The 25922-nt window shown below is 64.2% G+C and carries 21 protein-coding genes, 1 pseudogene and 1 riboswitch; of the genes and pseudogenes, 9 read left to right on the plus strand and 13 right to left on the minus strand.

Annotation, left to right across the window (positions count from 1 at the left end; translation table 11 throughout):
* Nucleotides 1-18 precede the first annotated feature (18 nt).
* From ACVIGA_RS24895 to ACVIGA_RS24930, 8 genes are all read right to left on the minus strand, one after another.
* Nucleotides 19-1248: an ABC transporter substrate-binding protein gene (locus tag ACVIGA_RS24895; protein WP_456668361.1), complete on the minus strand. Its 1230-nt coding sequence runs from the start codon at nucleotides 1246-1248 to the stop codon at nucleotides 19-21.
* A 225-nt stretch (nucleotides 1249-1473) separates the two neighbouring features.
* A complete protein-coding gene (locus tag ACVIGA_RS24900; RefSeq protein ID WP_456668362.1) occupies nucleotides 1474-2700 on the minus strand; it encodes an ABC transporter substrate-binding protein in 1227 nt (408 codons plus the stop codon).
* Nucleotides 2701-2818: 118 nt separating this feature from the next.
* Entirely contained in the window at nucleotides 2819-4048 is a 1230-nt protein-coding gene (locus tag ACVIGA_RS24905; RefSeq protein WP_456668363.1) for an ABC transporter substrate-binding protein, read from the minus strand.
* Between the two features lie 29 nt (nucleotides 4049-4077).
* Entirely contained in the window at nucleotides 4078-5094 is a 1017-nt protein-coding gene (locus ACVIGA_RS24910) for a branched-chain amino acid ABC transporter permease (RefSeq protein ID WP_223965988.1), read from the minus strand.
* A gap of 2 nt (nucleotides 5095-5096) precedes the next feature.
* Complete coding sequence (locus ACVIGA_RS24915) at nucleotides 5097-5975, minus strand: branched-chain amino acid ABC transporter permease (protein WP_163160471.1); 879 nt, start codon at nucleotides 5973-5975, stop codon at nucleotides 5097-5099.
* A gap of 12 nt (nucleotides 5976-5987) precedes the next feature.
* The gene (locus tag ACVIGA_RS24920; protein ID WP_092119454.1) at nucleotides 5988-6701 is read right to left on the minus strand and encodes an ABC transporter ATP-binding protein; all 714 of its coding nucleotides are present in this window, start codon (nucleotides 6699-6701) and stop codon (nucleotides 5988-5990) included.
* The gene (locus tag ACVIGA_RS24925; RefSeq protein WP_223965990.1) at nucleotides 6698-7495 is read right to left on the minus strand and encodes an ABC transporter ATP-binding protein; all 798 of its coding nucleotides are present in this window, start codon (nucleotides 7493-7495) and stop codon (nucleotides 6698-6700) included. Before ACVIGA_RS24925 ends, ACVIGA_RS24920 begins: the two co-directional genes overlap by 4 nt.
* A 69-nt stretch (nucleotides 7496-7564) precedes the next feature.
* A complete protein-coding gene (locus tag ACVIGA_RS24930) occupies nucleotides 7565-8431 on the minus strand; it encodes an IclR family transcriptional regulator (protein WP_223965991.1) in 867 nt (288 codons plus the stop codon).
* A 168-nt stretch (nucleotides 8432-8599) separates the two neighbouring features.
* On the opposite strand from ACVIGA_RS24930, the pseudogene ACVIGA_RS24935 reads away from it, so the two are divergent.
* The 5 genes and pseudogenes from ACVIGA_RS24935 (at nucleotide 8600) to ACVIGA_RS24955 (ending at nucleotide 16016) form a co-directional block, all read left to right on the plus strand.
* Nucleotides 8600-10698: pseudogene (locus tag ACVIGA_RS24935) on the plus strand (3-hydroxyacyl-CoA dehydrogenase NAD-binding domain-containing protein).
* Between the two features lie 157 nt (nucleotides 10699-10855).
* Nucleotides 10856-12541 (plus strand): dicarboxylate--CoA ligase PimA, encoded by a 1686-nt coding sequence (gene pimA, locus ACVIGA_RS24940; protein WP_456668364.1) that lies wholly within the window; start codon nucleotides 10856-10858, stop codon nucleotides 12539-12541.
* Nucleotides 12542-12634: 93 nt separating this feature from the next.
* Nucleotides 12635-13825, plus strand: coding sequence for a pimeloyl-CoA dehydrogenase large subunit (gene pimC / locus ACVIGA_RS24945; RefSeq protein ID WP_195786408.1), 1191 nt, complete (start codon nucleotides 12635-12637; stop codon nucleotides 13823-13825).
* Between the two features lie 151 nt (nucleotides 13826-13976).
* Nucleotides 13977-15122 carry a pimeloyl-CoA dehydrogenase small subunit gene (gene pimD, locus ACVIGA_RS24950; RefSeq protein WP_456668365.1) on the plus strand — a complete coding sequence of 382 codons (1146 nt, stop codon included), beginning with the start codon at nucleotides 13977-13979 and terminating at the stop codon, nucleotides 15120-15122.
* Between the two features lie 120 nt (nucleotides 15123-15242).
* A complete protein-coding gene (locus ACVIGA_RS24955; protein WP_456668366.1) occupies nucleotides 15243-16016 on the plus strand; it encodes an SDR family NAD(P)-dependent oxidoreductase in 774 nt (257 codons plus the stop codon).
* Between the two features lie 52 nt (nucleotides 16017-16068).
* Here the strand turns inward: ACVIGA_RS24955 and ACVIGA_RS24960 are convergent, their stop codons facing one another.
* Nucleotides 16069-17262, minus strand: coding sequence for an O-succinylhomoserine sulfhydrylase (locus ACVIGA_RS24960; protein ID WP_456668367.1), 1194 nt, complete (start codon nucleotides 17260-17262; stop codon nucleotides 16069-16071).
* 76 nt (nucleotides 17263-17338) lie between these two features.
* A riboswitch (SAM riboswitch) is annotated at nucleotides 17339-17418 on the minus strand.
* Nucleotides 17419-17551: 133 nt separating this feature from the next.
* Between ACVIGA_RS24960 and ACVIGA_RS24965 the strand changes: the two genes are divergently transcribed.
* The 3 genes from ACVIGA_RS24965 (at nucleotide 17552) to ACVIGA_RS24975 (ending at nucleotide 21478) form a co-directional block, all read left to right on the plus strand.
* Entirely contained in the window at nucleotides 17552-18658 is a 1107-nt protein-coding gene (locus ACVIGA_RS24965; protein ID WP_212319760.1) for a 2'-deoxycytidine 5'-triphosphate deaminase, read from the plus strand.
* A 202-nt stretch (nucleotides 18659-18860) separates the two neighbouring features.
* Nucleotides 18861-19916, plus strand: a complete 1056-nt coding sequence (locus ACVIGA_RS24970; protein WP_456668368.1) for a hypothetical protein — start codon at nucleotides 18861-18863, stop codon at nucleotides 19914-19916.
* A 119-nt stretch (nucleotides 19917-20035) separates the two neighbouring features.
* Entirely contained in the window at nucleotides 20036-21478 is a 1443-nt protein-coding gene (locus ACVIGA_RS24975; protein WP_456668369.1) for an MATE family efflux transporter, read from the plus strand.
* 151 nt (nucleotides 21479-21629) lie between these two features.
* On the opposite strand, the gene ACVIGA_RS24980 is transcribed toward ACVIGA_RS24975, so the two are convergent.
* From ACVIGA_RS24980 to ACVIGA_RS24995, 4 genes are all read right to left on the minus strand, one after another.
* The gene (locus tag ACVIGA_RS24980; protein ID WP_456668370.1) at nucleotides 21630-22046 is read right to left on the minus strand and encodes an SRPBCC family protein; all 417 of its coding nucleotides are present in this window, start codon (nucleotides 22044-22046) and stop codon (nucleotides 21630-21632) included.
* A 127-nt stretch (nucleotides 22047-22173) separates the two neighbouring features.
* Complete coding sequence (locus tag ACVIGA_RS24985) at nucleotides 22174-22533, minus strand: VOC family protein (protein WP_456668371.1); 360 nt, start codon at nucleotides 22531-22533, stop codon at nucleotides 22174-22176.
* Between the two features lie 56 nt (nucleotides 22534-22589).
* On the minus strand, nucleotides 22590-23429 hold the full coding sequence (locus ACVIGA_RS24990) for a helix-turn-helix transcriptional regulator (RefSeq protein ID WP_375786649.1): 840 nt from the start codon (nucleotides 23427-23429) through the stop codon (nucleotides 22590-22592).
* A 9-nt stretch (nucleotides 23430-23438) separates the two neighbouring features.
* Nucleotides 23439-24017 (minus strand): methylated-DNA--[protein]-cysteine S-methyltransferase, encoded by a 579-nt coding sequence (locus ACVIGA_RS24995; RefSeq protein ID WP_456668372.1) that lies wholly within the window; start codon nucleotides 24015-24017, stop codon nucleotides 23439-23441.
* A gap of 164 nt (nucleotides 24018-24181) precedes the next feature.
* On the opposite strand from ACVIGA_RS24995, the gene ACVIGA_RS25000 reads away from it, so the two are divergent.
* Nucleotides 24182-25732 carry a 4-amino-4-deoxy-L-arabinose transferase gene (locus tag ACVIGA_RS25000; RefSeq protein ID WP_456668373.1) on the plus strand — a complete coding sequence of 517 codons (1551 nt, stop codon included), beginning with the start codon at nucleotides 24182-24184 and terminating at the stop codon, nucleotides 25730-25732.
* Nucleotides 25733-25922: the final 190 nt, after the last annotated feature.

Consider the following 25922-nt stretch of genomic DNA (forward strand, 5'->3'; position numbering starts at 1 on the left):
TTAGTCGACAATTCCGGGTTAACCGCCGACGTCGCCGCTCAAAATCTCGCCAAAGCGCTCCCAGGTCTGGCCCTTGAAGCGGATCAATTGCAGTTGCGAGAGCGGCGCGAAATCGGTCGCCGAGGTGTTGACCTTGACCCCCGGCAACAGGCCGCCGGGTTCGTAATCGCGAATGCTGGCCGCCTGCTTCATGATGTTCTCGCGGGTCAGGTCGTCGCCGCACGCCTTGAGCACGTGCACCAGGCCCTGCGAGACGATGTAGGCATACATCACGGAGGCATCGGCGCGGTTCGCTTCCGGATAGTATTTATCGAGGAACTCGTTCCAGGCGATCATTGCCTTGTCGGTCTTCCACTGCGGGTCGGTCGGGTCCTTGAAATATTGCGACGAGATGATGTCCTGGGCGTTCTCGAAGCCCGCGGGCTTGATCACGCTGCCGATCGATCCGGAGACGTTGTTGAGGAAATGCAGCGGATGCCAGTTGAGCTCGGCGTTCTTCTTGATCGCCTGCGCCGCGAATTTCGGCGTCGTGATGTTGAAGAACACGTCGGCGCCGGAGGCCTTGAGCCTGACGATATGGGAGTCGATCGTCGGCTCCGTGACCTCGTAGCTGTCCTCGGCGACGATCATCGATGCGGCCTTGGCGCCGAGCCCGTCCTTGAAGCCCTTCAGATAGTCCTTGCCGTAATCGTCGTTCTGATAGAGCACCGCGATCTTGGCGTCTGGCTTGTTCTTCAGGATGTACTTTGCGTAGATGATGGACTCGCTCTGGTAGTTGGGCTGCCAGCCCATCGTCCAGGGAAATTCCCTCGGGTCGTTCCACTTGGTGGCGCCGGTGGCGACGAACAGCTGCGGCACCTTCTTCTGGTTCATGTATTTCTGGATCGCCGAGTTCGGCGGCGTGCCGAGCGAATTGAAGATCAGCAGCACCTCGTCGCTCTCGACGAGCTTGCGCGCCTGCTCGACGGTCTTCGGTGGTGTGTAGGCGTCGTCATAGCTGATGTAGGTGATCTTGCGGCCGTTGATGCCGCCCTCGGCATTGATCTTGCGGAAATAGGCCTCCTCGGTCTTGCCGATCACGCCATAGGCGGAAGCCGCGCCGCTGTAGGGCATGATGTTGCCGATCTTGATTTCGCTGTCGGAGGCGCCGATGTCGTATTTCTTCTGCGCGACGGAGGGACTCGTGGTCGCTGCGAGCAATGCGAGGGCAGCCGAAATGGCTCCCAACCGCAAACGGATAGCAGGCATTTTGATCTCCCTTGGATCACGATGAATGTGTCACGATTTTTGGAGTGGGAGCACTTTGCGGCTCCTTTCGGCATTGAATACCTTTCGTCAGGTGCCAGCAACAGAAAGCCCCCCGCGGCGCTGCGGTGGAGGGCGTCATTTAGTCGAACGCGTTGTGAGGAAAGCCGGCTCCCGCAATCGCTTCGCAGCACACGCGAAGCGTTTGCGTGGTGATCGTGCGTCGTCCTAGTTGCTGAGCCCGCTCGAGATGATGTCGCCGAACAGCTCCCACTTCTCGCCCTTGAAGCGCATCAGCTGCAACTGCTTGATCGGCGCAAAGTCGGTCGCCGACGTGTTGATGCTGATGCCCGGCAGCAGCGTGCCGGGGACATAGTCCTTCAGGCTCGCGGCCTGCTTCATGATGTTGGCGCGGGTGAGATCGTCACCGCACATCTCCAGCACCTGCGCCATGGTCTGTGCGGCGGCGTAGCCGTAGGAGGTGGCGCCGTCGAGCTTGTTGGCGTCGGGATAATTCTTCTTCAGGAAGACAAGGAATTTCTCCATGCCGGGATCCTGGTCCCATTGCGGATCGGCGCCGTCCTTGAGATAGGACGCCGACAGGATGCCCTGCGCGTTCTCGAAGCCGGCCGGCTGCATGACGCCGCCGACCGAGGCGGAGACATTGGCGACGAATTGCAAGGGCGTCCACGCGATTTCGGCGGCCTTCTTGATCGCCTGCGCTGCGAATTTCGGTGACGTGATGCTGATGAAGGTATCGGCGCCGGCGGCCTTCAGCTTGACGATGTGATTGTCGATCGCAGGCTCCGACGTCTCGTAGGCCTCTTCGGCGACGATCATCGAGGCCTTGTCGCCGAAGGCATCCTTCAGGCCCTTGAGGTAGTCCTTGCCGAAATCGTCGTTCTGGTAGAGCACGGCAACCTTGGCGTCTGCCTTGTGCTTCATGATGTATTTTGCGTAGACCCGCGCCTCGTCCTGGTAGGACGGCTGCCAGCCCATGGTCCATGGATAGTTCTTCGGGTCGTTCCACTTGGAGGCGCCGGAGGCGATGAACAGCTGCGGCACCTGCTTCTCGTTCATGTATTTGCGGATCGCCGCGTTGCCTGCGGTACCGACCGAGCCGAACAGCAGCAGCACCTCGTCGTCCTCGACCAGCTTGCGTGCCTGCTCCACCGTCTTGGGCGGCGAGTAGCCGTCGTCGTAGGAGATGAACGTGATCTTGCGGCCGTGGATGCCGCCGGCCTGGTTGATCATCTTGAAGTAGGCGGCCTCGGTCCTGCCGATCACCCCATAGGCTGAGGCCGGACCGCTGTAGGGCATGATGTTGCCGATCTTGATCTCGGTGTCGCTGGCCCCGGTGTCGTATTTCTTCTGCGCCTGCGCGACATTGCAGCTCGTCAGGATCAGAGCCAATGCGGCCAAGAGCGCCGTCAGGGACGGACGTGCGGCAGTCATGGTTTCCCCACCTCGGGTTCTTGGTTTGCAGTATTCAATACCATCGGCGCGGGGCGTCAACAAAAAGCCCCCGCGACGGAGATCGCGGAGGCTGTTGTTTTATTCCCGCAGTGCAACGTCACTCGGTGGGGACGTCGCCGGAAATGATGTCACCGAACAGTTCCCACTTCTGACCCTTGAAGCGCTGCATCTGCAACTGGGCGATCGGGGCGAAGTCGGTGGCCGAGGTGTTGATCTTGACGCCGGGCAGCAGGGTGTCGGGCGTAAAGTCCTTCAGGCTCGCCGCCTGCTTCATGACGTTGGCGCGGGTGAGGTCGTCGCCGCACATTTCCAGCACCTTGGCGAGCGTCTGCGCGGCGCCGTAGCCGTAGACATAGCCGCCGTCGGTCTTGTCGGCGCCCGGCATGTACTTGTCGAGAAACTCCGACCACTTCTTCATGCCGGGGTCGTTGTTCCACTGCGAGTCGGCGCCGTCCTTGGCATAGGCCGCCGACAGCACGCTCTGGGCGTTGTCGAAGCCGGCCGGCTGCATCACGCTGCCGACCGAGGCCGACACGTTGGTGATGATCTGCAGCGGCTTCCAGCCGAGCTCGGCGGTCTTCTTGATGGTCTGTGCGCCGAACTTCGGCGTGGTGTAGATCAGCAGCACGTCGGGATTGGCGGCCTTGATCTTGACGATGTGGCCGTCGATCGACGGCTCGGACACCTCATAGCTCTCCTCCATGATGATGCTGGAGGCTGCCTTGGCGCCAAAACCGTCCTTGGTGCCCTTGAGGTAGTCTTTGCCGAAGTCGTCGTTCTGATAGAGGATCGCGACCTTGGCGTCGGGCTTCTCCTTCATCAGCCACTTGGCGTAGATCTGCGCTTCGCTCTGGTAGCTCGGCTGCCAGCCCATGGTCCACGGGAAGTTCTTCGGATCGTTCCACTTGGTGGCGCCGGTGGCGACGAACAGCTGCGGGATCTTCTTGGAATTCAGGTATTTCTGGATCGCGGTGTTGGACGGCGTGCCGAGCGGATTGAAGACCAGCAGCACTTCGTCGCTCTCGACCAGCTTGCGCACCTGCTCGACCGCTTTCGGCGGCGAATAGGCGTCGTCATAGCTGACGAAATTGACCTTGCGGCCGTTGATGCCGCCGCGGTCGTTGATCATTTTGAAGTAGGCTTCTTCGGTCTTGCCGATCACGCCGTAGGCGGAGGCTGGTCCCGAATAAGGGATGATGTTGCCGACCTTGATCTCGGTATCGCTTGCGCCGGTGTCGTATTTCTTTTGGGCGAATGCGGCAGTGGAGGTCGCGGCAACAGCGACGATCGCCGCGGAAATCGCGGCGATCCGAACGGTAGAAAGCATAATGTCTCCTGGTTTGGTTCTAAAGATTCTTAGTTTTTCTTGAGCTTTGCGGCCAGTTGCTGGGCAACGATCGCAACCTGCCTGGCGCCGTGCGGCACAAGGAAGATGACGAGGAACAGCAACACGCCGAACACCGCACCCGAAAGGCCCTTCGAGATGCCTTCGGCGATATTCGGCACGAAGATGATGAAGGCGGATCCTACGATCGAGCCGGGCAGCCAGCCGACGCCGCCGACCACCATGCCGAGGAACAGCGAGATCGCGAGCTGGATGGTGTAGCCGTCGGGCGCCACGAACTGCACCGCGATGGCGCCGAGACCGCCGGCAACGCCGGTGATGCCGGCCGAGACGCCGAACGCCAGCGTCTTGTACAGCGCGACGTCGACGCCCATCGCGGAAGCCGCGATCTCGTTGTCGCGGATCGCCATGAAGGCGCGGCCGGAACGCGAGCGCAGCAGGTTCACCGAGGCGATGTAGATCGCGATCCCGACCGCCAGTGTGAAGTAGTAGAGCCACATGTCCTGCCCCATCGGCAGCCCGAACGGGGCATCCGGCTTGGTGACCACGAGACCCTGCACGCCGCCGGTCCAGTGCTCGAAATAGCCGAGCTTGAGCAGCTGCGGCATCGCGGTGGCGAGCGCAAAGGTCGCAAGCGCCAGATAGACGCCGGATAGCCGCAGCGCCGGCTGGCCGAACAGGAAGCCGAAGCCGAAGCAGACGATGCCGGCGACCGGCAGCGTCAGGGCATAGTTCATGCCCGCATGCTCCATCAGGATCGCCGACGTATAGGCGCCGACGGCGTAGAACGCGCTCTGGCCGAGCGAGAACTGGCCGCTTCCGCCCGTCAGGATGTTGAGCGCCATCACCGCAAGGGCGTAGATCAGAAGCATCGTCATCTGGAAGATGATGAAGTTCTTCACGAACAGCGGGATCAGGATCAGCGCGGCAAGCACGACCAGCGAGGTGCCGTAGCCCAGCGTCATGGCACGCTTGGGCACAGCCTCGACGGCGGGGGCTTCTGTGACGATTTCTTCAACGGCGCTCATGATCAAACTCGCTTCACGATGGCGCGGCCGAAGAGGCCTGCCGGTTTGACGACCAGGACGACGATGATCAGCGCAAGCGCGATCGGAAGTTTCAGCTCATTGCCGACGCCGGGGATGTAGGTGCCGACGAGGTTCTCGAAGATGCCGACCAGGAAGCCGCCCATCACGGCGCCGAACGGTGAGGTCAGGCCGCCGAGCACGGCCGCGGCAAATCCGTAGATCAGCACGCCGAGCATCATATTCGGCTCGAGGAACACCACGGGGGCGATCATCATGCCGGCGATCGAGCCGATCGCTGACGCCATGCCCCAGCCCAGCGCGATCATCCAGGAGGTGTTGATGCCGACCAGCCGGGCCGATTCAGGCAGCGAGGCAGCCGCCCGCATCGCCAGGCCGACCCGGGTGAAGCGGAAGAAGAAGAACAGCAGCGCCAGCATCAGCAGCGTGATGCCGATCATGCCGGCCTGGTGGGTCGAGATCAGCTGGCTGCCGAGGAACGGCGAGGAGCCGAACGGCGTCGGGTATTGCTTGATGGTGAAGTCCCAGATCAGACCGGCGACCGAGTTGATGATCGCGTACAGCGCGATGAAGCCGGCGACGTTGGTCAGGATCGGGGCCTTGGCCAGGGGCTTGAACAGCAACCGCTCGATGACAATGCCGGCAGCAAACGAAAAGGCGACGGTGAGCACGAAGGCGCCCCAATATGGCACGCCCCATTGCATCAGCTGCCAGGACACGAAGGTCGAGAACATCGCCATTTCGCCCTGGGCGAAATTCAAATGGTCGATGGCCTGGTAGATCATCACGACCGCGAGCGCCATGCAGGCATAGATCGCGCCCGTGGCGATTCCGGCCAGGACCTGGTTGGCAAAAAGCTCCATTGTGCCAGCTCCTCAGTAGCCGAGATAGGATTTGCGGACGTCTTCGTTGTTCGCGATGTCCTTGGCATTGCCCGACATCACGATCCGTCCGGTTTCGATCACATAGGCCTGGTCGGCGAGCTCGAGCGCGAGCTGCGCGTTCTGCTCGACCACCAGGATAGTCACCTTTTCCTCGCGATTGATCTTGCCGAGGATGCGGAACAGGTCGCGCACGATCAGCGGCGCGAGGCCGAATGACGGTTCGTCGAGCAGCATCAGGCGCGGCCGCAGCATCAGCGCGCGCGCCACCGCGAGCATTTGCTGCTCGCCGCCGGACAGCGTTCCGGCCTGCTGGGTGTAGCGCTGCTTCAGCACCGGGAAATGTTCGTACATCCGCTCGATGTCGGCGCCGATGGCGTTCTTGTCGGAACGGCTGATGGCCCCAAGCTGCAGATTTTCCTCCACCGTCATGTTGGTGAAGGTGCCGCGGCCCTGCGGCACATGGGCGATGCCGAGGCGGACCACGTTCTCGGTGGAACGGGTGCCGATCGGCTTGCCCTCGAACTCGATTGCGCCGGTCGAGCGCACCATGTTGCAGATCGCCCGCAGCGTGGTGGTCTTGCCGGCGCCGTTGGCGCCGAGCAGGGTAGTCAGCGAACCCTCGTTGAGCGAGAAGCTGAGGCCGTGCAGGGCCTGGACCTGACCGTAATAGGCGCGCAGGTCCTTGACGTTGAGCATCGCTGTCATTGGTCCTTGCTCCCCAGATAAGCCTTGATGACGTCGGGGTCGGCCTGGACCTGGGCCGGCGTGCCTTCGGCCAGCTTGCGGCCGAAATTGAGCGCGACGACGTGGTCGGCGATCGACATCACGAGACCCATGTGATGCTCGACCAGCAACACCGTAATTTTACGGTCATCGCGGATTTTGCGGATCAGGTCGCCGAGCACGTAGACTTCCTCGTGATTGAGGCCGCCGGCCGGCTCGTCGAGCAGCAGGATCTTCGGATCTGATGCCAAGGCGCGCGCCAGTTCGACGCGCTTCTGGGTGCCGAACGGAAGTCCCGAGACCACGGTGTGGGCGACGTCCTCGAGATCGAGATAGCCGAGGATGTCGTGCACCTTCTTGTTCATGTCGTTCTCGCCGCGGCGAACCCAGGCGAGACGCAGCGAGTCGCTGACGATGTCGCTCGAGGTCCGGGCATGGGCGCCGACGCGCACATTGTCGATCACGGACAGATTGGGAAACAGCGCGACGTTCTGGAAGGTGCGGCCGATGCCGATCTCGGCGATCCGGTGCGGCGGCCGCGACAGAATGCTCTTGCCTTCCATCAGGATATCGCCGGACGACGGCTGATAGAGCCGCGACAGGCAATTGAACAGCGTCGTCTTGCCGGCGCCGTTCGGTCCGATCAGGCCGAGGATCTGCCCATGGCGCATGTCGAACGACACGCCATTCAATGCGATGATGCCGCCGAACACGACGCTGACGTCGCGAACCGCGAGCAGGGGATCGTTCCCCTGCGCGAGCTGTGCCTGCGTCATCTCGTCTCGCCCGCCATCTCTGAGCGGTGCGAGCGGCCCTGCGATGGATTTCGCCGGACGCGATGGAGGCTATCTGATCCCCTCGGCCAAACGTGCAACTTTCCCTCCTACTCTAGACTTTTTGCTTTGTTCTTTTTTGGATTGCGGCGCTATTCCACCGAGCGCCTGCTCGATGTTCCTTACCATCGCGACAAGGCGAGGTCCAATGTCGTTGAGCAATCTATCTTCCGTGAAGCGGAATGCCGGCGCGCCGCAATTGAAGGCGTAAGGGCCGGTTCCGTCGTTCAATTTCAATGCAACGCCGGCCGCGGCGACGTCGTCCTGCCAGTCGCCGGTGGACAGGGTGAAGCCGTGCTTCGCCACCGTCTCGCCGGAGCGCTCGATGCCGTCGCGGATCTTGGCCCAGCGACTGCCATAGTGATCCCGCAGCTCGCGTAGTAGAGCCGCACGCTCTTCGGGTGGCAATGCCCAAATATAGGCACGCCCCATCGCGGTGGTCGCGATCGGCACCCGCGAGCCGACGTCGAGCTGCACGCCGAGCGCCAGGCCGTTCCGGCTCTGGCCGAAATAGATCATGCTGTGACGGTCGCGGCCGCCGACGGCGACCGCGCCGCCGGTCGCGCGCATCACTTCTTCTCGATACGGCTCGGACAAATGCCGAACGCCGAGATTGGCGAGCGCGGCATAGCCGAGCGCCATCGCCGAAGGTGCAAGCTGATACTTTTCGAATTTCGGTACAGGTGTAAGGTATCCCAGCTTGGTCAGCGTGTAGGTCAGCCGGGAAATGGTTGGCTTCGGTAATTTGGTGCGGGCTGCAATCTCCTGATTGCCGAGCAGCCCGTCATTGGGTTGAAATGCACGCAGGACATCCAGTCCGCGGGAAAGCGCGACGACGAAATTGCGATCGGTCGCTGCTTTCTTGCTGGCGCGCTTCATTCCCTGCCCTTGTCATGCTCGTTGACAAGGCTCGTGCTTCAAAATAACCCTCCGTGTCAAGATGTGGAATTAAATTTCGCAGTGCGAAATTGGTCTATCTAGCGGCTCGACGCAAGTCGTGCAGCTACTCAACGCAAATTCAAGAACAAGCATCCAGGGAGAGTCCCGGTGAGTGAAGTCGTCAAGCTCGAACGTCATGACAATATTGCCGTCGTCACGGTTAACAGTCCGCCAGTGAACGCGCTGAGCGCCGCCGTGCGCGGCGGCATCTTCGATTGCATCAAGAGCGCGATCGATGATGCGCAGGTCCAGGGCATCGTGCTGACCTGCGCCGGCCGCACCTTCATCGCCGGCGCCGACATCACCGAATTCGGCAAGCCGCCGAAGCCGCCCGGGCTCGCCGACGTGCTGAGCCTGATGGAAAGCTCGCCGAAGCCGATCGTTGCCGCGATCCACGGCACCGCGCTCGGCGGCGGCCTCGAGGTTGCGCTGGCCTGCCACTATCGCGTCGCCACCAAGGACGCCAAGCTCGGCCTGCCCGAGGTGAAGCTCGGCCTGCTGCCGGGCGCCGGCGGCACCCAGCGCCTGCCGCGCGCGGTCGGTCCCGAGCTCGCGGTCAAGATGATCGTCGGCGGTGATCCGATCAGCGCGCGGATGCCGCGCTGAAGGCCGGCCTGATCGAGGAGATCGTCGAGGGTCCGGCGTCGGGCGGTGAGGCATTTGCGCGCAAGGTGGTCGCCGAGAAGCGTCCGCTGCGCAAGCTGCGCGATGACGACAGCAAGCTCGCCGCGGCCAAGGCCGACCGTTCGATCTTCACCAATGCCGTCGCTGCGCTGACCAAGAAGTCGCGCGGCCTCGAGGCGCCGTTCGCCGCGGCCGACGCCGTCGGCGCCGCGATCGACCTGCCGTTCGATGAGGGCCTGAAGAAGGAGCGCGAGGGCTTCCTCAAGCTGATGAACGGCGAGCAGTCCAAGGCGCAGCGCTACGCGTTCTTCGCCGAGCGCGAAGCCGCCAAGATCTCCGGTGTTCCCGAAGGCACCAAGGGCCGCAACGTGGCGCGCGTCGCCATCCTCGGCGCCGGCACCATGGGCGGCGGCATCGCGATGTCGTTCGCCAATGCCGGCATCCCGGTCACCCTGATCGAGACGGGCGAGGAGCAGCTCAAGCGCGGCCTCGGCATCATGCAGAAGAACTACGAGGCGACCGCCGCGCGCGGCGGCATCCCGGCGGACGCGCCCGCCAAGCGCATGGCGCTGATCAACGGCGTCGTCGGCATCGAGAACATCGGCGACGCCGATCTGGTGATCGAGGCGGTGTTCGAGACCATGGCGGTCAAGAAGGAAGTGTTCGGCAAGCTCGACCAATACGCCAAGCCGGGCGCGGTGCTGGCCTCCAACACCTCCTACCTCAACATCGACGAGATCGCGCAGTCGACCAAGCGCCCGCAGGACGTGCTCGGCATGCACTTCTTCTCGCCGGCCAACGTCATGAAGCTGTGCGAGATCGTGCGCGCCGACAAGACCGCGCCGGATGCGCTGGTCACCGCCGTCTCGATCGCGCGCAAGATCGCCAAGGTGCCGGCCGTGGTCGGCGTCTGCGACGGCTTCGTCGGCAACCGCATGCTGGCGCAACGCGGCAAGCAGTCCGAGAAGCTGCTGTTCGAAGGCGCGCTGCCGCAGCAGGTCGACGCTGTCGTCACCAAGTTCGGCATGCCGATGGGACCGTTCGCGATGGGCGATCTCGCCGGTCTCGATATCGGCTGGCGCTCGCGCAAGGACCGCGGCATCAAGTCGGAGATCGCGGACGCGCTGTGCGAAGCCGGCCGCTTCGGCCAGAAGACCGGCAAGGGCTACTACAAGTATGAGCAGGGTTCGCGCGCGGCGCTGCCCGATCCCGAGGTCGAGAAGCTGATCGACGAGACGCTGGCGCGCCTCGGCCGCAAGAAGCGCGTCGTCAGCGACGACGAGATCCTCGAGCGGATGATGTACCCGATGATCAACGAAGGCGCGAAGATCCTCGCCGAGGGCATCGCGGCGCGTCCGTCTGACATCGACGTGGTCTGGCTCTATGGCTATGGCTGGCCGATCTATCGCGGCGGTCCGATGTTCTGGGCCGACACCGTGGGCCTCAAGCACATCGCCGATCGCCTGGCCTTCTATGCCAAGGAGACCAACGATCCCTCGCTCGAACCAGCGCCGCTGCTCAAGAAGCTCGCCGACGAAGGCAAGACCTTCGCCTCGCTCGCTGCTGCGTCGAAGGCGGCGTGATTGGCTGAAGGTCTGATCACGTGTCGTTCCGGGGCATCGCGAAAGCGATGAACCCGGAACCCATCGCGCCTCGGCGCGTGTGGATCGATGGATTCCGGGTCTGGCCCTTCGGGCCATCCCGGAATGACGACTTCATAGAGTCCCTGCGAAGGCATCCATGACCTATCCCGGCGAACGATATTATCCCAAGGGCGTGCAGTGGAGCGACGAGATTACGCGCGGCACGCTGCCGGACCTGCTCTCGAGTGCCGCCGCCGAGTTCGGCGCGCGCCCGGTGCTCGAATTCCGCGAACGGCAGATCAGCTACAGCGAGCTGGAAGCGTTGGTCGAGACCGCGGCAGCCGCCTTCATGCGGGCCGGTTACGGCAAGGGCACCTCGGTCGCGCTGTTCCTCGGCAATTCGCCCGATCACCCGATCAACTTCTTCGGCGCGCTGAAGGCCGGCGCCCGCGTCGTGCATCTGTCGCCGCTCGACGGCGAGATCGCGCTGTCGCACAAGCTCTCCGATTCAGGCGCGCGCGTGCTGGTCACCAGCAACCTCTCGGCGCTGTTGCCGACCGCGTTGAAATTCCTCGCCAAGGGGCTGCTTGACCGCCTGATCGTTTGCGAGGATGACAATTGGGGCAAGGTCGGCACACCGCAGACCGCGTTGCCTGACAATCCTGCGATCATCACGCACCGGCAGTTTATCGACGGCGCAGTCAAGCCGTCGCACTGGCCCGCCGTCGACGTCGAGGACGTCGCGCTGCTGCAATATACCGGCGGCACCACGGGCCTGCCCAAGGGCGCCATGCTCAGCCACGGCAATCTCACCGCGGCGGTGTCGATCTATGATGTCTGGGGCAAGCCGGGGCGGCTCGAACGCAACGCGATCGAGCGTGTCATCTGCGTGCTGCCGCTGTTTCACATCTATGCGCTGACCGTCGTGCTGCTGTCGGTGATCCGGCGCGGCCATCTGATCTCGCTGCATCAGCGCTTCGACGTCGAGGCCGTGATGCGCGACATCGAGGTCAAGCGCGCGACGGTGTTTCCCGGCGTGCCGACGATGTGGATCGCGATCGCCTCGCTGCCCGACCTCGACAAGCGCGATCTGTCCTCGCTGGTGGTCGCCGGCTCCGGCGGCGCGCCGCTGCCGGTCGAGGTCGCCAAGATCTTCGAGCGCCGCGTCGGTATGAAGCTGAAGAGCGGCTGGGGCATGACCGAGACCTGCTCGCCCGGCACCGGCCATCCCAAGGAGGGGCCGGAGAAGCCGGGCTCGATCGGACTGATGCTGCCCGGCATCGAGATGGACGTGGTATCGCTGGAGGATTCCACCAAGGTGATGCCGGTCGGTGAGGTCGGCGAAATCCGCATCCGCGGCCCGAACGTCACCAAAGGCTATTGGAACAGGCCGGCGGAGACCGCGGAGGCCTTCGTCGGCGACCGCTTCCTGACCGGCGACATCGGCTACATGGACACGGACGGCTATTTCTATCTGGTCGACCGCAAGAAGGACATGATCATCTCCGGCGGCTTCAACGTCTATCCGCAGATGATCGAGCAGGCGATCTACACGCATCCCGCCGTGCAGGAGGTGATCGTGATCGGCATCCCCGACGATTACCGCGGCGAGGCGGCAAAGGCCTTCATCAAGCTGCGCGACGGGCAGCCAGCATTCTCGATCGACGAGCTGCGCGCATTCCTCACCGGCAAGGTCGGCAAGCATGAATTGCCGGCGGCGGTCGAGTTCGTCGACGAACTGCCGCGCACGCCGGTCGGAAAACTGTCGCGCCATGAATTGCGCCAGCAGCAGCCGAAGACATCTCAAGCCACGCAACAAACCGCATCAGGATCGCGCTCTTGATGGACGATATGGTGCAATGAATCCGTCGTCGCGGCGTTCGCCGGGACGACATCGAGAATGACGAGGAAGTTGAACTTCAAAAAGGAGGATCCGATGGATCTCGCTTTCACCAAGGAAGAGATAGCGTTTCGCGAGGAGGTACGGGAGTTCTTCAAGAACAACGTGCCGCCGGAGACCCGGCGCAAGCTGCAGGAAGGTCGCCACCTGTCGAAGGACGAGATGGTGACCTGGTGGCGCATCCTCAACAAGAAGGGCTGGGGCGTCACCCACTGGCCGAAGGAATATGGCGGCACCGGCTGGACCACCGTGCAGCACTACATCTTCAACGAGGAGCTGCAGTCCTATCCGGCGCCGCAGCCGCTCGCCTTCGGCGTCAGCATGGTCGGCCCTGTCATCTACACCTTCGGCAACGAGAAGCAGAAGAAGGAATATCTGCCGCGCATTGCCAGTGTCGACGACTGGTGGTGCCAGGGCTTCTCGGAGCCGGGCTCGGGTTCGGACCTCGCGTCGCTGAAGACCAAGGCGGAGCGCCGTGGCGACAAGTGGATCATCAACGGCCAGAAGACCTGGACCACGCTCGCCCAGCACGCCGACATGATCTTCTGCCTCTGCCGCACCGACAACAACGCGAAGAAGCAGATGGGCATCTCCTTCATCGTGTTCAGCATGAAGTCTAAGGGCGTCACCGTCCGTCCGATCCAGACCATCGACGGCGGCCACGAGGTCAACGAAGTGTTCTTCGACGACGTCGAGGTGCCCTACGAGAACCTGATCGGCGAGGAGAACAAGGGCTGGGACTACGCCAAATTCCTGCTCGGCAATGAGCGTACCGGCATCGCCCGGGTCGGCGTCTCGAAGGAGCGGCTGCGCCGCATCCGCGCGCTGGCTTCCAAGGTCGAGTCCGGCGGCCGTCCGGTGATCGAGGATCCGGCGTTCCGCGAGAAGCTCACGGCCTGTGAGATCGAGCTGAAGGCGCTCGAGCTGACCCAGCTCCGCGTCGTTGCCGACGAAGGCAAGCACGGCAAGGGCAAGCCGAACCCGGCTTCTTCGGTGCTCAAGATCAAGGGCTCGGAAATCCAGCAGACCACCACCGAGCTGCTGATGGAGATCATCGGTCCGTTCGCCGCGCCCTATGACGAACACGGCGATGCCGGCTCGAACGAGAGCATGGATTGGACCGCGCAGATCGCGCCGAGCTACTTCAACAACCGCAAGGTCTCGATCTACGGCGGCTCCAACGAGATCCAGCGCAACATCATCAGCAAGGCGGTGCTGGGGCTGTAGGCCTCACCATTATCGTCATTCCGGGGCTTCGCGTAGCGAAGAGCCCGAATCCATAACCACCATCGTGAGTATGGATTCCGGGCCTGGCCCTTCGGGCCATCCCGGAATGACGCCGCGGATAGCATCAGCACTTTGACAATAGGGAACGAACATGGATTTTGATCTGTCCGAGGAGCAGCGGCTTCTCAAGGAAAGCGTCGACGGTTTGCTGGCGGATGCCTACGACTTCGATGCGCGCAAGAAGTACATGAAGGAGAAGGGCGGCTGGAGCAAAGCGCTCTGGGGCAAGCTCGCCGAGCAGGGCCTGCTTGGTCTGCCCTTCGCCGAGACCGACGGCGGCTTCGGCGCCGGCGCGGTCGAGACCATGATCGTGATGGAAGCGCTCGGCAAGTCACTGGTGGTCGAGCCCTATCTCGCCACCGTCGTGGTCGCCGGCGGCTTCCTGCGCCATGGCGGCTCGGCCGAGCAGAAGGCCAAGTACATTCCCGGCATCATCGACGGCAGCAAGACCTTCGGCTTTGCGCAGCTCGAGAAGAACTCGCGCTACGACCTGTTCGACGTCGTGACCACGGCGAAGAAGAAGGGCGACGGTTGGGTGATCGACGGCGAGAAGTTCGTCGTGCTGAACGGCGAGAACGCCGACACCTTGATCGTGACCGCGCGCACCAAGGGCGGCCAGCGCGACAAGGCCGGCATCGGCGTGTTCCTGGTTCCGGCGGACGCCAAGGGCGTCACCAGGAAGGGCTATCCGACCCAGGACGGCCTGCACGCGGCCGACATCACCTTCACCAATGTCGAGGTCGGTGCGGATGCTGCGATCGGCGATCCCGAGAATGGCCTGCCTCTGATCGAGCGCGTCGCGGACGAAGCCCGCATTGCGCTGTGCGCGGAAGCCGTCGGCGCGATGGACGAGTCGCTGAAGGAGACCGTCGAGTACATCAAGACCCGCAAGCAGTTCGGCGTTGCGATCGGCTCGTTCCAGAGCCTGCAGCACCGCGCCGCCGACATGTTCGTGGCGCTGGAGCAGGCCCGCAGCATGTCGATGTTCGCGACCATGGCGTCGGACTTCAGCGATGCCAAGGAGCGTTCGTCCGCGGTCGCGGCCGCCAAGGTGCAGGTCGGCAAGTCCCTGAAGTTCGTCGGCCAGCAGTCGATCCAGCTTCATGGCGGCATCGGCATGACCATGGAAGCCAAGATCGGTCACTACTTCAAGCGGCTGACCATGATCGAGAACACGCTCGGTGATACCGACTACCACCTCCGTCGCGTCAGCGAGGGCGGCGGGCTGTTGGCTTGATCGTCATTCCGGGGCTCGCGAAGCGAGAACCCGGAATCTCGCGCCACAACTTCTGGATTCCGGGTCTGCGCCTTGCGGCGCATCCCGGAATGACGCGTCAATAACAGGGAGGCAACAACAATGAAAAACACCCCGTTCGATCTCACCGGCCAGGTCGCGGTCGTCACCGGTTCGAGCCGCGGCATCGGCCGCTCCTCGGCGGAGCTGCTGGCCAAGCTCGGCGCCAAGGTCGTGATCTCCTCGCGCAAGGCGGATGCCTGCCAGGAGGTCGCCGACGGCATCAAGAAAGAGGGCGGTGACGCGCTTGTCATCCCCTGCAACATCGCGCGCCGCGCGGAGGTCGAGGGTCTGGTCTCAGGCACGATCAAGCACTACGGCAAGATCGACATCCTGGTCTGCAACGCCGCGGTGAATCCCTATTACGGTCCGCTGCTCGACATCACGGACGAGGCCTTCGACAAGATCATGGGCTCGAACGTCAAGAGCAACATCTGGCTGTCCGCGCTGGCGATCCCGCAGATGGCGGAACGCGGCAAGGGCTCGGTCGTGATCATCTCCTCGATCGGCGGACTTCGTGGTTCTACGGTGATCGGCGCCTACGGCATCTCCAAGGCTGCGGACTTTGCGCTGTGCCGCAGCCTCGCCGGCGAATGGGGGCCGAAGGGCGTGCGCGTCAATTGCGTGGCGCCGGGTCTGGTGAAGACCGATTTCGCCCGCGCGCTGTGGGAGGATCCGGACAATCTGAAGCGCCGCACCGCATCGACACCGCTCCGCCGCATCGGCGAGCCCGACGAGATCGCGGGCGCGGTGGCCTATCTCGCCTCCGATGCCTCGACCTTCATGACCGGCCAGACCATCGTGGTCGACGGCGGCGTGACGACGGCTGCGACGTAGTTCTCAAGAGAAGCCATCGTGGCCGGGTTAGCCCGGCCACGACGTGTTCGCCTCAAACCTGCTCGAGCGCGCGCTCAAAATCCTCGATCAAATCGTCGGGGTGCTCGAGCCCGGCCGAGAAGCGAATAAAGCCTTCGCTGATGCCGAGCTCGGCGCGGGCCTCCGGCGCCAGGCGCTGATGCGTCGTGGTCGCGGGATGTGTCACCAGGCTCTTGGCATCGCCGAGATTGTTGGAGATGCGCGAGATCTTCAGCGCGTTGAGGCAACGGAAGGCGCCGGCCTTGCCGTCCTTCACCTCGAAGCCGACCAGCGTCGAGCCGGCGCCCATCTGCTTCTTCACCGTGTCGGCCTGCGGATGATCGGGGCGGCCGGGATAGACCAGCCGTGTGATCTTCGGATGGTTGGCCAGCGCCTCGGCGATCTTCGCCGCGTTCTCGGTCTGCGCGCGGACGCGGATGCCGAGCGTCTCGAGTCCCTTCAACAGCACCCAGGCGTTGAACGGCGACAGCGACGGGCCGGTCTGGCGCATGAAATTATGGATGTGCTCGGCGATGAACGCTTCCGACGACAGGATGACGCCGCCGAGGCAGCGGCCCTGGCCGTCGATATGCTTGGTCGCCGAATAGACCACGACGTCGGCGCCGAGCGACAGCGGGCTCTGCCAGATCGGCGTCGCGAACACATTGTCGACGATCAGCCGGGCGCCGCCGCTATGCGCGATCTCTGCGATCGCGCCGATGTCGAGCACGTCGAGCGTCGGATTGGTCGGGCTTTCGAGAAAGAAGGTCTTGGTGTTCGGCCGTAAGGCGCGCTGCCACTGGTCGAGATCGAGGCCGTCGACCAGCGTCGTCTCGATGCCGTAGCGCGGCAACAGGTCCTGCACGACGTAGAGGCAGGAGCCGAACAGGGCCTTCGATGCCACCACGTGATCGCCGGCCTTCAGCGGCGCGAGGATCGCGGTGGTCACCGCGGCCATGCCGGTCGCGGTCGAGCGCGCGGCTTCCGCGCCCTCGAGCTCGATCATGCGGCGCTCGAACATCGCAATGGTCGGGTTGGAATAGCGCGAATAGATGAAGCCGGGATCCTGGCCCTTGAAGCGCGCCTCGCATTGCTCGGCGGTGTCGTAGACATAGCCCTGGGTGAGAAACAGCCCTTCCGACGTCTCCCCGAATTGCGAGCGGAGCGTGCCGCCATGGACGAGGCGGGTTTCAGGACGGAAGTGGGCAGTAGACTTGGATTCAGACATGTGACCTCCGAAGTGGCCATTTCCCTCGGAAACTGGCCACAAAAAAACCGGCCTGGAGAAACCTCCACAAGCCGGGATCACACTGTCCCCGGCCTGTTTAGCGACTTATTTAACGTGGCTGCAAGCCGGCCGGCTCAAATCACCACGGGATAAGTGCAGCTGATATTCCCTCGCGCCCTTTCCGTCAAGACGGTCATCGGATAACCCGTAAAAGCCCATAATTTGGGGCTTGGTGGCCGCTCGGAGTATGATTTTGGGCCATCTCGAGGGATCGCCGAGGGACCGCGACGTGTCGTTCACGCTGGAAGATGAATCCAACGGAATCCTGCCCGACCGCATGATCGCGGAGATGGCGGAGGCCGGCCTCATTCTGCCCGCCTACGACTTCGTCGAGAGCCAGATCCAGCCGGCGAGCCTCGATCTCCGCCTCGGCGACATCGCCTACCGCGTCCGCGCCAGCTTCCTGCCGGGCCCCGGTGCCACCGTCGCCGAGCGGATCGACCAGCTCAAGCTGCACGAGATCGATCTCTCCGACGGCGCGGTGCTGGAGACCAACTGCGTCTACATCGTGCCGCTGCTGGAAAGCCTGGCGCTGCCGCCGGAGATCGTCGCCGCGGCCAACCCGAAGAGCTCGACCGGACGGCTCGACGTCTTCACCCGCGTGATCGCCGACGGCACCCGCCGCTTCGACATGATCGGTGCCGGCTATCACGGCCCGCTCTATGCCGAGATCAGCCCGAAGACGTTTCCCGTGCTGCTGCGCGAGGGCTCGCGGCTCAGCCAGGTCCGTTTCCGGATCGGCGAGGCGACCTTGACCGCCGACGAACTCGACGCGCTGCATGCCGCCGAGCGGCTGGTCGATGCCGACAATGCCGACCTTACCCACGGCGTCGCGCTCTCGGTCGATCTGTCCGGCGAGAACTCCGGCGGCTTCGTCGGCTATCGCGCCAAGCGCCACACCGGCGTGGTCGATGTCGATCGCCGCGGCGGCTATTCGGTTGAAGAATTCTGGGAGCCGATCAAGGCGCGGCCCGACGGCAGCCTGATCCTCGATCCCGGCGAGTTCTACATCCTGGCTTCGAAAGAGGCGGTGCAGGTGCCGCCAGACTACGCCGCGGAGATGGTGCCGTTCGATCCGCTGGTCGGCGAATTCCGCGTCCACTATGCCGGCTTCTTCGATCCCGGCTTCGGTTATGCCGGCGCCGGCGGCAAGGGCGCGCGCGCCGTGCTGGAAGTGCGCTCGCGCGAGGTGCCGTTCATTCTCGAGCATGGCCAGATCGTCGGCCGCCTCGTCTATGAACGCATGCTCGAGCGCCCCGACGCGCTCTATGGCCAGCGCATCGGTTCGAACTACCAGGCGCAGGGCCTGAAGCTCTCCAAGCATTTTCGCGTGTAATTCCGTAGTCCGGTTTTCGCGTCGTCCTCCGCTGTCATTCCCCGCGAAAGCGGGGAATCCAGTACGCCGCGGCCTCTCGATCGACAACGACTGTCTCTGGAATACTGGATCGCCCGATCAAGTCGGGCGATGACAGTGTGTGTTGGTTGCGCTGTCTCTTCGGCGATGACACAGTCCAGAAAACAACAAGCCGGGAGCGAACATGAGCGCCGCAACAGATTCAGCGCAGCAAGAAACGCAGTGGCGGAAGTGGCGCAGCGTCGCCGATCTCTATCACGCCTTCTTCACCGGGCTGATCCTCACCGTGGTGACGCGGCGCGGCACCGCCGACGCCGCCGAATTCGTCTTCCGCGTGTTTCGCCGCCAGCAGCAGGAGCGCTTCCTGCCCGGCTTGAAGAAGCTCGGCCTCGACGGTCTGCCGCCTGCGGTCGCGGCCGCGCAATATCACTATCTCTCCAACTGGATCGGCGGCGTGCATGTCGAATACATGTACGAGACCGACCGCAAGGCCTGGATCCGCTATCCGCCGCCGCGCTGGATCTGGAAGGGCACGGCGATCTGCGGAGTGCCCGGCGAGGTCTCGCGCGCGATGCTGCGCGGCTGGCACGCCAACAACGGTGCAGCCCTCGGCGATCTCAGGCTCGGCTTCGTCTGCACCAAGCAGAGCGTCGACGGCCAGGACGGGCTCGAGGGCTATTACTGCGAGTACGATCATCCGCTTGAGCTCGAGCAGCGCCTGGTGTTCGCGCGCCATCTCGAGGCGCCGCTGTTCGACCCGAAGACCGCGCCGGCGCTGCCGGTCGACAACTGGCCGAAGCCGCGACTGGAAAAGGCCTACCGCAATTACGCGATGGAATATGTGAAGACCGCCGCGCCCGTCATCGTGCAGGTGTTCGGGCCCGAGGATGCGAGCTATCTGCTGCATCTCACCGGCAGACTGATTGGTATGCAGTATTTCGACGAGGTCGCGCAGGCGCTCGGCGGCGGTCGTGGCCGTGCCACGGAATTTGCCGCATTTCTGCGCACTCTCTTCGAGTCGCAGGATGATGTCGCTGAGATCAGCGAGTCCGAGGGCCAGTTCGAGATCCGCCAGCAGGGCTGGAAGCTGATGGCCGACGTGGCCGATTATCACCCGGCCTGCGCCAGCGTCCTGACAGGCTTGTTCGAAGGGCTGGCAGCCGGCTGCGGACGGCATATTCCGGTGCATCTGAAGCCGAATGGCGCCGCCGGCGCGCCGTTCGTCTGGTCGATCGGCTAGACCAGAGGTTCACCAGCAATCACGCAGGCCCCCCTTGCGTCCCGCGCACGTGGAATCCGCGTTCGCCATGGTAGGGAAACACCATGGCGCGGCTCCCCAGATCGCGCGTGGGAGTGGAAATGTCCGACCTCGGCCTCGCCGAAATACCTGTCGACGAACAAGAACGGCCGCTGCCGCCGCCGGTGACGAGGCCGGCGCGCAACGCGCTGCTCGACGGGCCGATCTTGCGCACGCTGTTGTGGCTGGCGTGGCCGAACGTGATTGCGCTCTCCGCCGGCATCTGCGTGGTGATCGCGGAGACCTCCTATATCGGCCGGCTCGGCGTCGAATCGCTCGCGGCGATGGCGCTGGTGTTTCCCTGCGTGATCCTGACCATGACGATGTCCGGCGGCGCGATGGGCGGCGGCGTCGCATCCGCGATCGCGCGCGCGCTCGGCGCCGGCGAGATCGAGCGCGCCTCGACGCTTGCCATGCATGCGCTGCTGATCGGATTGACGTTCGGTGCCACCTTCATGCTGGGCATGCTGATCTTCGGTCCGCGCCTGCTCGAATTGCTCGGCGGCCGCGGCAACGTGCTGGCGAATGCGATCGCCTATTCGCAGATCTTCTTCGGCGGCGCGATCCTGCCCTGGCTGATGAACACGATGGCCGGCATCCTGCGCGGCACCGGCAACATGAAGCTGCCGTCGACCATGATCCTGTCCTCGGCGGTGTGCCAGATCATTCTCGGCGGCACGCTCGGGCTCGGCCTCGGGCCGGTGCCGCAATTCGGCATGCGCGGCGTCGCGGCGGGTTCGCTGATCGCCTATTCGATCAGCATCAGCGTGATGGGCTGGTATCTGTTCTCGGGCCGCGCCCGCGTGAAGCCGAAGCTCAAGGGGTTGCGCGTGCAATGGGCGATGTTCATCGACATCCTCAGGGTCGGCGCGGTCTCCTGCTTCTCGCCGCTGCAATCGGTTCTGACGATCTCGATCTTCACCCACATGCTGGCGCAATTCGGCACCGCGGTGCTTGCCGGCTATGGCATCGGCGCGCGGCTCGAATTCATGCTGACCTCGGTCGCGTTCGCGGTCGGTATCGCCTCGGTGCCGATGATCGGCATGGCCGTCGGCGCCGAGCGCGTCGCGCGGGCGCGGCGCATCGCCTGGACCGCGGGCACGATGTCGTTCCTCGCGGTCGGCATGGTCGGCAGCTTCATCGCCGCCTTCCCCGACCTCTGGGTCAACCTGTTCACCAACGATCCGCATGTGCGGGCGACCAGCCATCAGTACCTGTCGACCGCCGCGCCGATGTACGCCTTCATCGGCCTCGCAATGTCGATGTATTTCTCCTCGCAGGGCGCTGCGAAGGTGCTGGGTCCGGTGCTGGCGCAGACCGCGCGGCTGATCTTCATCGGCACCGGCGGCTGGTGGCTGTCCACGCATGAAGCGAGTGCGCAAGATTTCTTCACACTCGCCGCCGCGTCGATGGGCGTGCTCGGCGTGCTCTCCTGCCTCAGTGTGATCCTGACGCGCTGGGGCAAGTCGGCCCCAGTTGTCGGGGCGCAGCCGGCGCTGTCTTAGGCAATTAAACCCGTCATCCTAAGGTGCGAGCGTAGCGAGCCTCGAAGGATGCACGGCCCCGAAGCTTCAGCGTACGCCCGTGGGAAAAGTCGGGCCGTCGCCCTTCGAGGCTCGCTTCGCGAGCACCTCAGGGTGACGGTGACAGGGTTGATTACGCCGCGTTCTTGTCCCTGGCCGACCGGGCCTGCGCGGCCTGCATCGCTGCCGCGCCGAGGTCCATCTGCGCGTCCATATAGGGCGCGATCTCGTGCGGCAGCACATCGGCGATCCACACCACCCGGCAGCGCGCGTCGCCCTCCGCAAACACCTGCACCGAGGCGGAATGCTGCTTCACCCGCTCGCTGGTGATCGCATAGACCAGCCGTCGTCGCGTGTCGTCGCAATCGACCAGCGTCTCACGCGCCACAGTGCCGTTGGCGAAGGTGACGGTGCGGACGTCGTCGGCGAGTTGCGTGTCGGTGACGAAGGCGGGCACCAGCCGCGTGTGCAGCGCGCCGAAATCGCGTAGTGCGTCCCAGACATGATCGGCCGGCGCGTCGATCGGGATGTCCTTGTGAATTGAAGCCATGGTGTTGATCCTTTCAAGAGGGGTGTCATTGCGAGGAGCGAAGCGACGAAGCAATCCACTCTCGTCATATGCGGCGATGTGGATTGCTTCGCTCCGCTCGCAATGACGGCGGAGTTCGTGGCGCTACTTACGTGCTCACCGCCTCGACATTGTTGCCGTCGGGGTCGAGCAGGAATGCCGCGTAGTAGGTCGGGCTGTAGTCCTTGCGATGACCCGCCGCGCCGTTGTCCTTGCCGCCGGCCTTCAGGCCCTCGGCGTGGAATGTCTTGATCGCGTCATGGCTCGGGGCGCGGAACGCGATATGCGCGCCGCCTTGCGTCTTGCCCTTGTGCAGATGCAGCCAGAGCGCGGGCTCGCCCTTTAGCCCGAAGCCCGCGCCGCTGTCGTCGCGCGAGCAGAGCACAAAACCGAGCGGCGCCAGCACCGCGGTGTAGAAGCGGACGCTGGCGTCGAGGTCGGCGACGCGCAATCCGATGTGGTCGTACATGATGGAGTCTCCGGTCGTTGCGCGCGTCGATGGACGCGCGGACCGGGAGAACCTAGCTATTGCAGCGCAAGACGTTCTTGGAAAATCTTGCGGTCGCCGCGGGAGGCCTGACGGAATTTCAGCGGCGAGGCGCCGGCGGCGCGGTGGAAGCTGCGCACGAAATTGGAGAGATCGCCGAAGCCGACGTCATAGGCGATATCGGTGACCGGGCTGTCGTCGTCCACCAGCCGTCTTGCCGCATGACGCAGCCGCGAGCGCACCAGATATTGATGCGGGGTTACACCGAGCACCGCGGAAAACAGCCGCAGGAAATGGAAGGTGCTCAGGCCTGCCTGCTCCGCGGCATCGTCGAGATCGATCTGATGGTGTGAATTGGCGTCGATCCACAGCGCCGCTTCGACGGCGCGGCGGCGGTCGCGCAAGCCGGCGGTGAGGGGCTTTGCCTTGCGGTCCGACACCAGCTCGACAAGGCGGCTGGCGAGGAGATGGCCGACTTCATCGAGGCCGACGTCGCTGTTGCCAGCTGCCGCCGTTTGGGCGAGCTCCCCGATCACCATCAATTCGGGCAGCGGCGGCACCGAGCCGACCTGCCAGACCGAGGTGCGGTCGCCGATGGTCTCGACCAGCTCCGGGTCGAGGAAGAACGACAGGCATTCGTCGCCGACCACATGGTCGTGCGTGCAGGTGTATTCGTCGCCGGGATGGCCGACCAGGATCGAGCCTGCGACCAGCTCATGGAAGCGGCCGCGGCAATGGCAGCCGAAGCTGCCGCTGCGCACATAGGACACGGAATGGCAGGCGAACTGCTCGACGAACGGCTTGTCGCCGGGCTCCGCCGTGCAGCGAAACTCGTTCACCGTGATGCGATCGCGCTGCAGCAGTGTGGTCCGGGTCATACCCCAGATTTAGGCTTGCGGTCGGGGCCGCGCAACGGGCAGCAGCACGTCAAACAGGGTCTTGCTGATGGTCGGCTGGGCGCCTTCGATCGAGAGCAGCCGCCGCTTGGAGACGCTGCCGCCGTTCGACGAAATCCGGTCGGCATAGTGGCCCGCCTCGAGCACGCGGTGGCAGGGCACGATAATCATGAAGGGATTGCGGCCGAGCGCCTGAGCCACCGAATAGGCCGCGCCGGACGCGTGCAGGGCGCTCGCCACCTCGTCATAGGTCCGGGTCTCGCCGCGGGGAATATTGCGCACCGCCTGGTAGACGCGCTGGTTGAAGGCCGGGATGCCGCTCATGTCGAGCGCAACGCCCGCGAGATCGGCATCGTCGCCGCGCAGGATCGCTGCAATGCCCTCGATCGCGACCTCGATCTCCTCGGAGGGCCGCGTCTCGCGTGCGTCGGCGTAGTGCTGGAACAGCCGTTTGCGGGTCTCGATTTCGCGGAGCTCGGGAAGTTGGACCCCGGCGACGCCGGCTTCGCCCCATGCGATGCCGCATCGGCCGATTGCCGTGTCGAAAATGGTGTACCCACGCCCCGCCATCACGCCCCCACATGCGAGCATAACATCGTCGCGGTGCGGTGCATCCGGAATCTTGACGATTGGTTAAGCATGTCGCGGCCGATGCTGTGTGACCTTGCCAACGTCCGGTCACGCATCCTCCGGTCACGCATCTTAAAGGCTTTGCCCGCTATCTGGTCGCCGGCATGCTGCTCCAAAAGACGATCGACGGAACGATGACGGGCACGAGCGCCGAAGCCGCGCCCGGCAGCGCAGGCATGGTCGGGCGCGCGAGCGGGCGTGTTCATCCGCTCTTCGCGTTGCTGCTGCTGGCGTTGGTCTTGCGCCTTGCGGCCGCCGTCTGGCCCAACGTGATCTATCCCGACGAGACCTATCAGTATCTCGAGCCGGCGTGGCGGATGCTCGGCCATGACGGCATTTTGACGTGGGAATGGCGCGACGGCATTCGCGGCTGGTTGCTGCCGACATTGATGGCCGGGCCGGTTGCCCTTGGTGATGCGATTGCGCCTGCCGGCGCAGGTGCGTTCCTGGTGCCGCGTCTGATCGCCGCATGCGCGTCGCTGTCGATCGTGGTCAGCGCCTGGTTCCTCGGCTCGCGGATCTCGCGCACCCATGCCGTCGTCACGGCCTTCGCGGCCGCGGTCTGGTTCGAATTGATCATGCTCGCGCCACACACATTGGGCGAGCCGCTGGCGACAGCGCTGATCGTGCCGGCGGCGCTGCTCATCACCGATGGTCCCTCACCGCGGCGTCTCGCGATCGGCGGCGCCTTGCTCGCCTTCGCCTTTGTCTGCCGCTTCCAGTTTGCGCCGGCCATTGCCGTGCTCGCGCTCGGGGCGTGCTGGACGCGCTGGCGAAACCTGGTTCCGCTGGTCGCCGGCGGGCTGGTTGCGTTGCTGCTCGCCGCCGCGATCGACCTGGCGCATGGCAGCGTGCCGTTCGCCTGGCTGATCGCCAATATCAGGGAAAACCTTGTCCACGACCGCGCCATCGAATTCGGCGTGTCGCCGCCGTCGGCCTATCTGATCGACTTCATGACCGTGTGGTCGGTGGCGATCCTGCTCCCTCTTGCTGCGATCTGGCGCGGCTGGCGGCACGCACCGCTGCTCGCGACCGTGGCGCTGGTCAACCTCGTCTTCCACAGCCTGATCGCGCACAAGGAATACCGCTTCATCTTCCTGTCGGTGGTGCTGTTCACCATCGTCGCGGCGCTGGGATCGGCCGATTGGGTGCAATGGCTGCGCACGAAGGTTGCGTGGCGCCGCTGGGCATTGCCGATCGTCCTCAGTGGCTGGGCGCTGTTGTCAATGGCGCTGGCCGGCACCAGCGAAGAGATGCGCGAGTACTGGACGCGCGGCGTCGGCGCTGCGCGGCTCGCGGCCGAGCTGCGCAGCGATCCGCAGATGTGCGGCCTTGCGCTTTACGACGTTCGTTTCCAGCAGTTGCCGGGGCGCGAACGATTGGTCGGCCCGGTGCCGCTCTATGCGCTGCAGCCCGCCGATCCGCTCGCCGAGATGGTCCTGCCGCCGCTGCTGCTGCGGGCGACCAAGCCGGCCTTCAACCGCATCCTTGCGCGGCCCGAAGCCGCAGGCGATCTGCCGGCGGATTTTTCGCGGCAAAGCTGTGCCCGCGTCGGCTTCAGCGATGCCTGCATCTATGCACGCGGCGGAAGCTGCGACGCATCCGCCGCTGCGCCCTTTGTGATCAATGACGTGCTCGTGAGGATGGGCTGGTAGCAGGTGGCGCTGCTATGATCGGTGTCAATGCACGCTTGATCCTCTGCCTCGGCCCGGGCTATGGTCTGGCGGTCGCACCCGTGAGGGGCGACCTCAAGCAATTGCGATCGCGGGCGTAGTTCAATGGTAGAACGGCAGCTTCCCAATCTTTTTTGAAGCCTCTCCACCGTTACACATGGTGCCCGCAAAC

This window comes from Bradyrhizobium sp. USDA 3240, assembly GCF_054063295.1.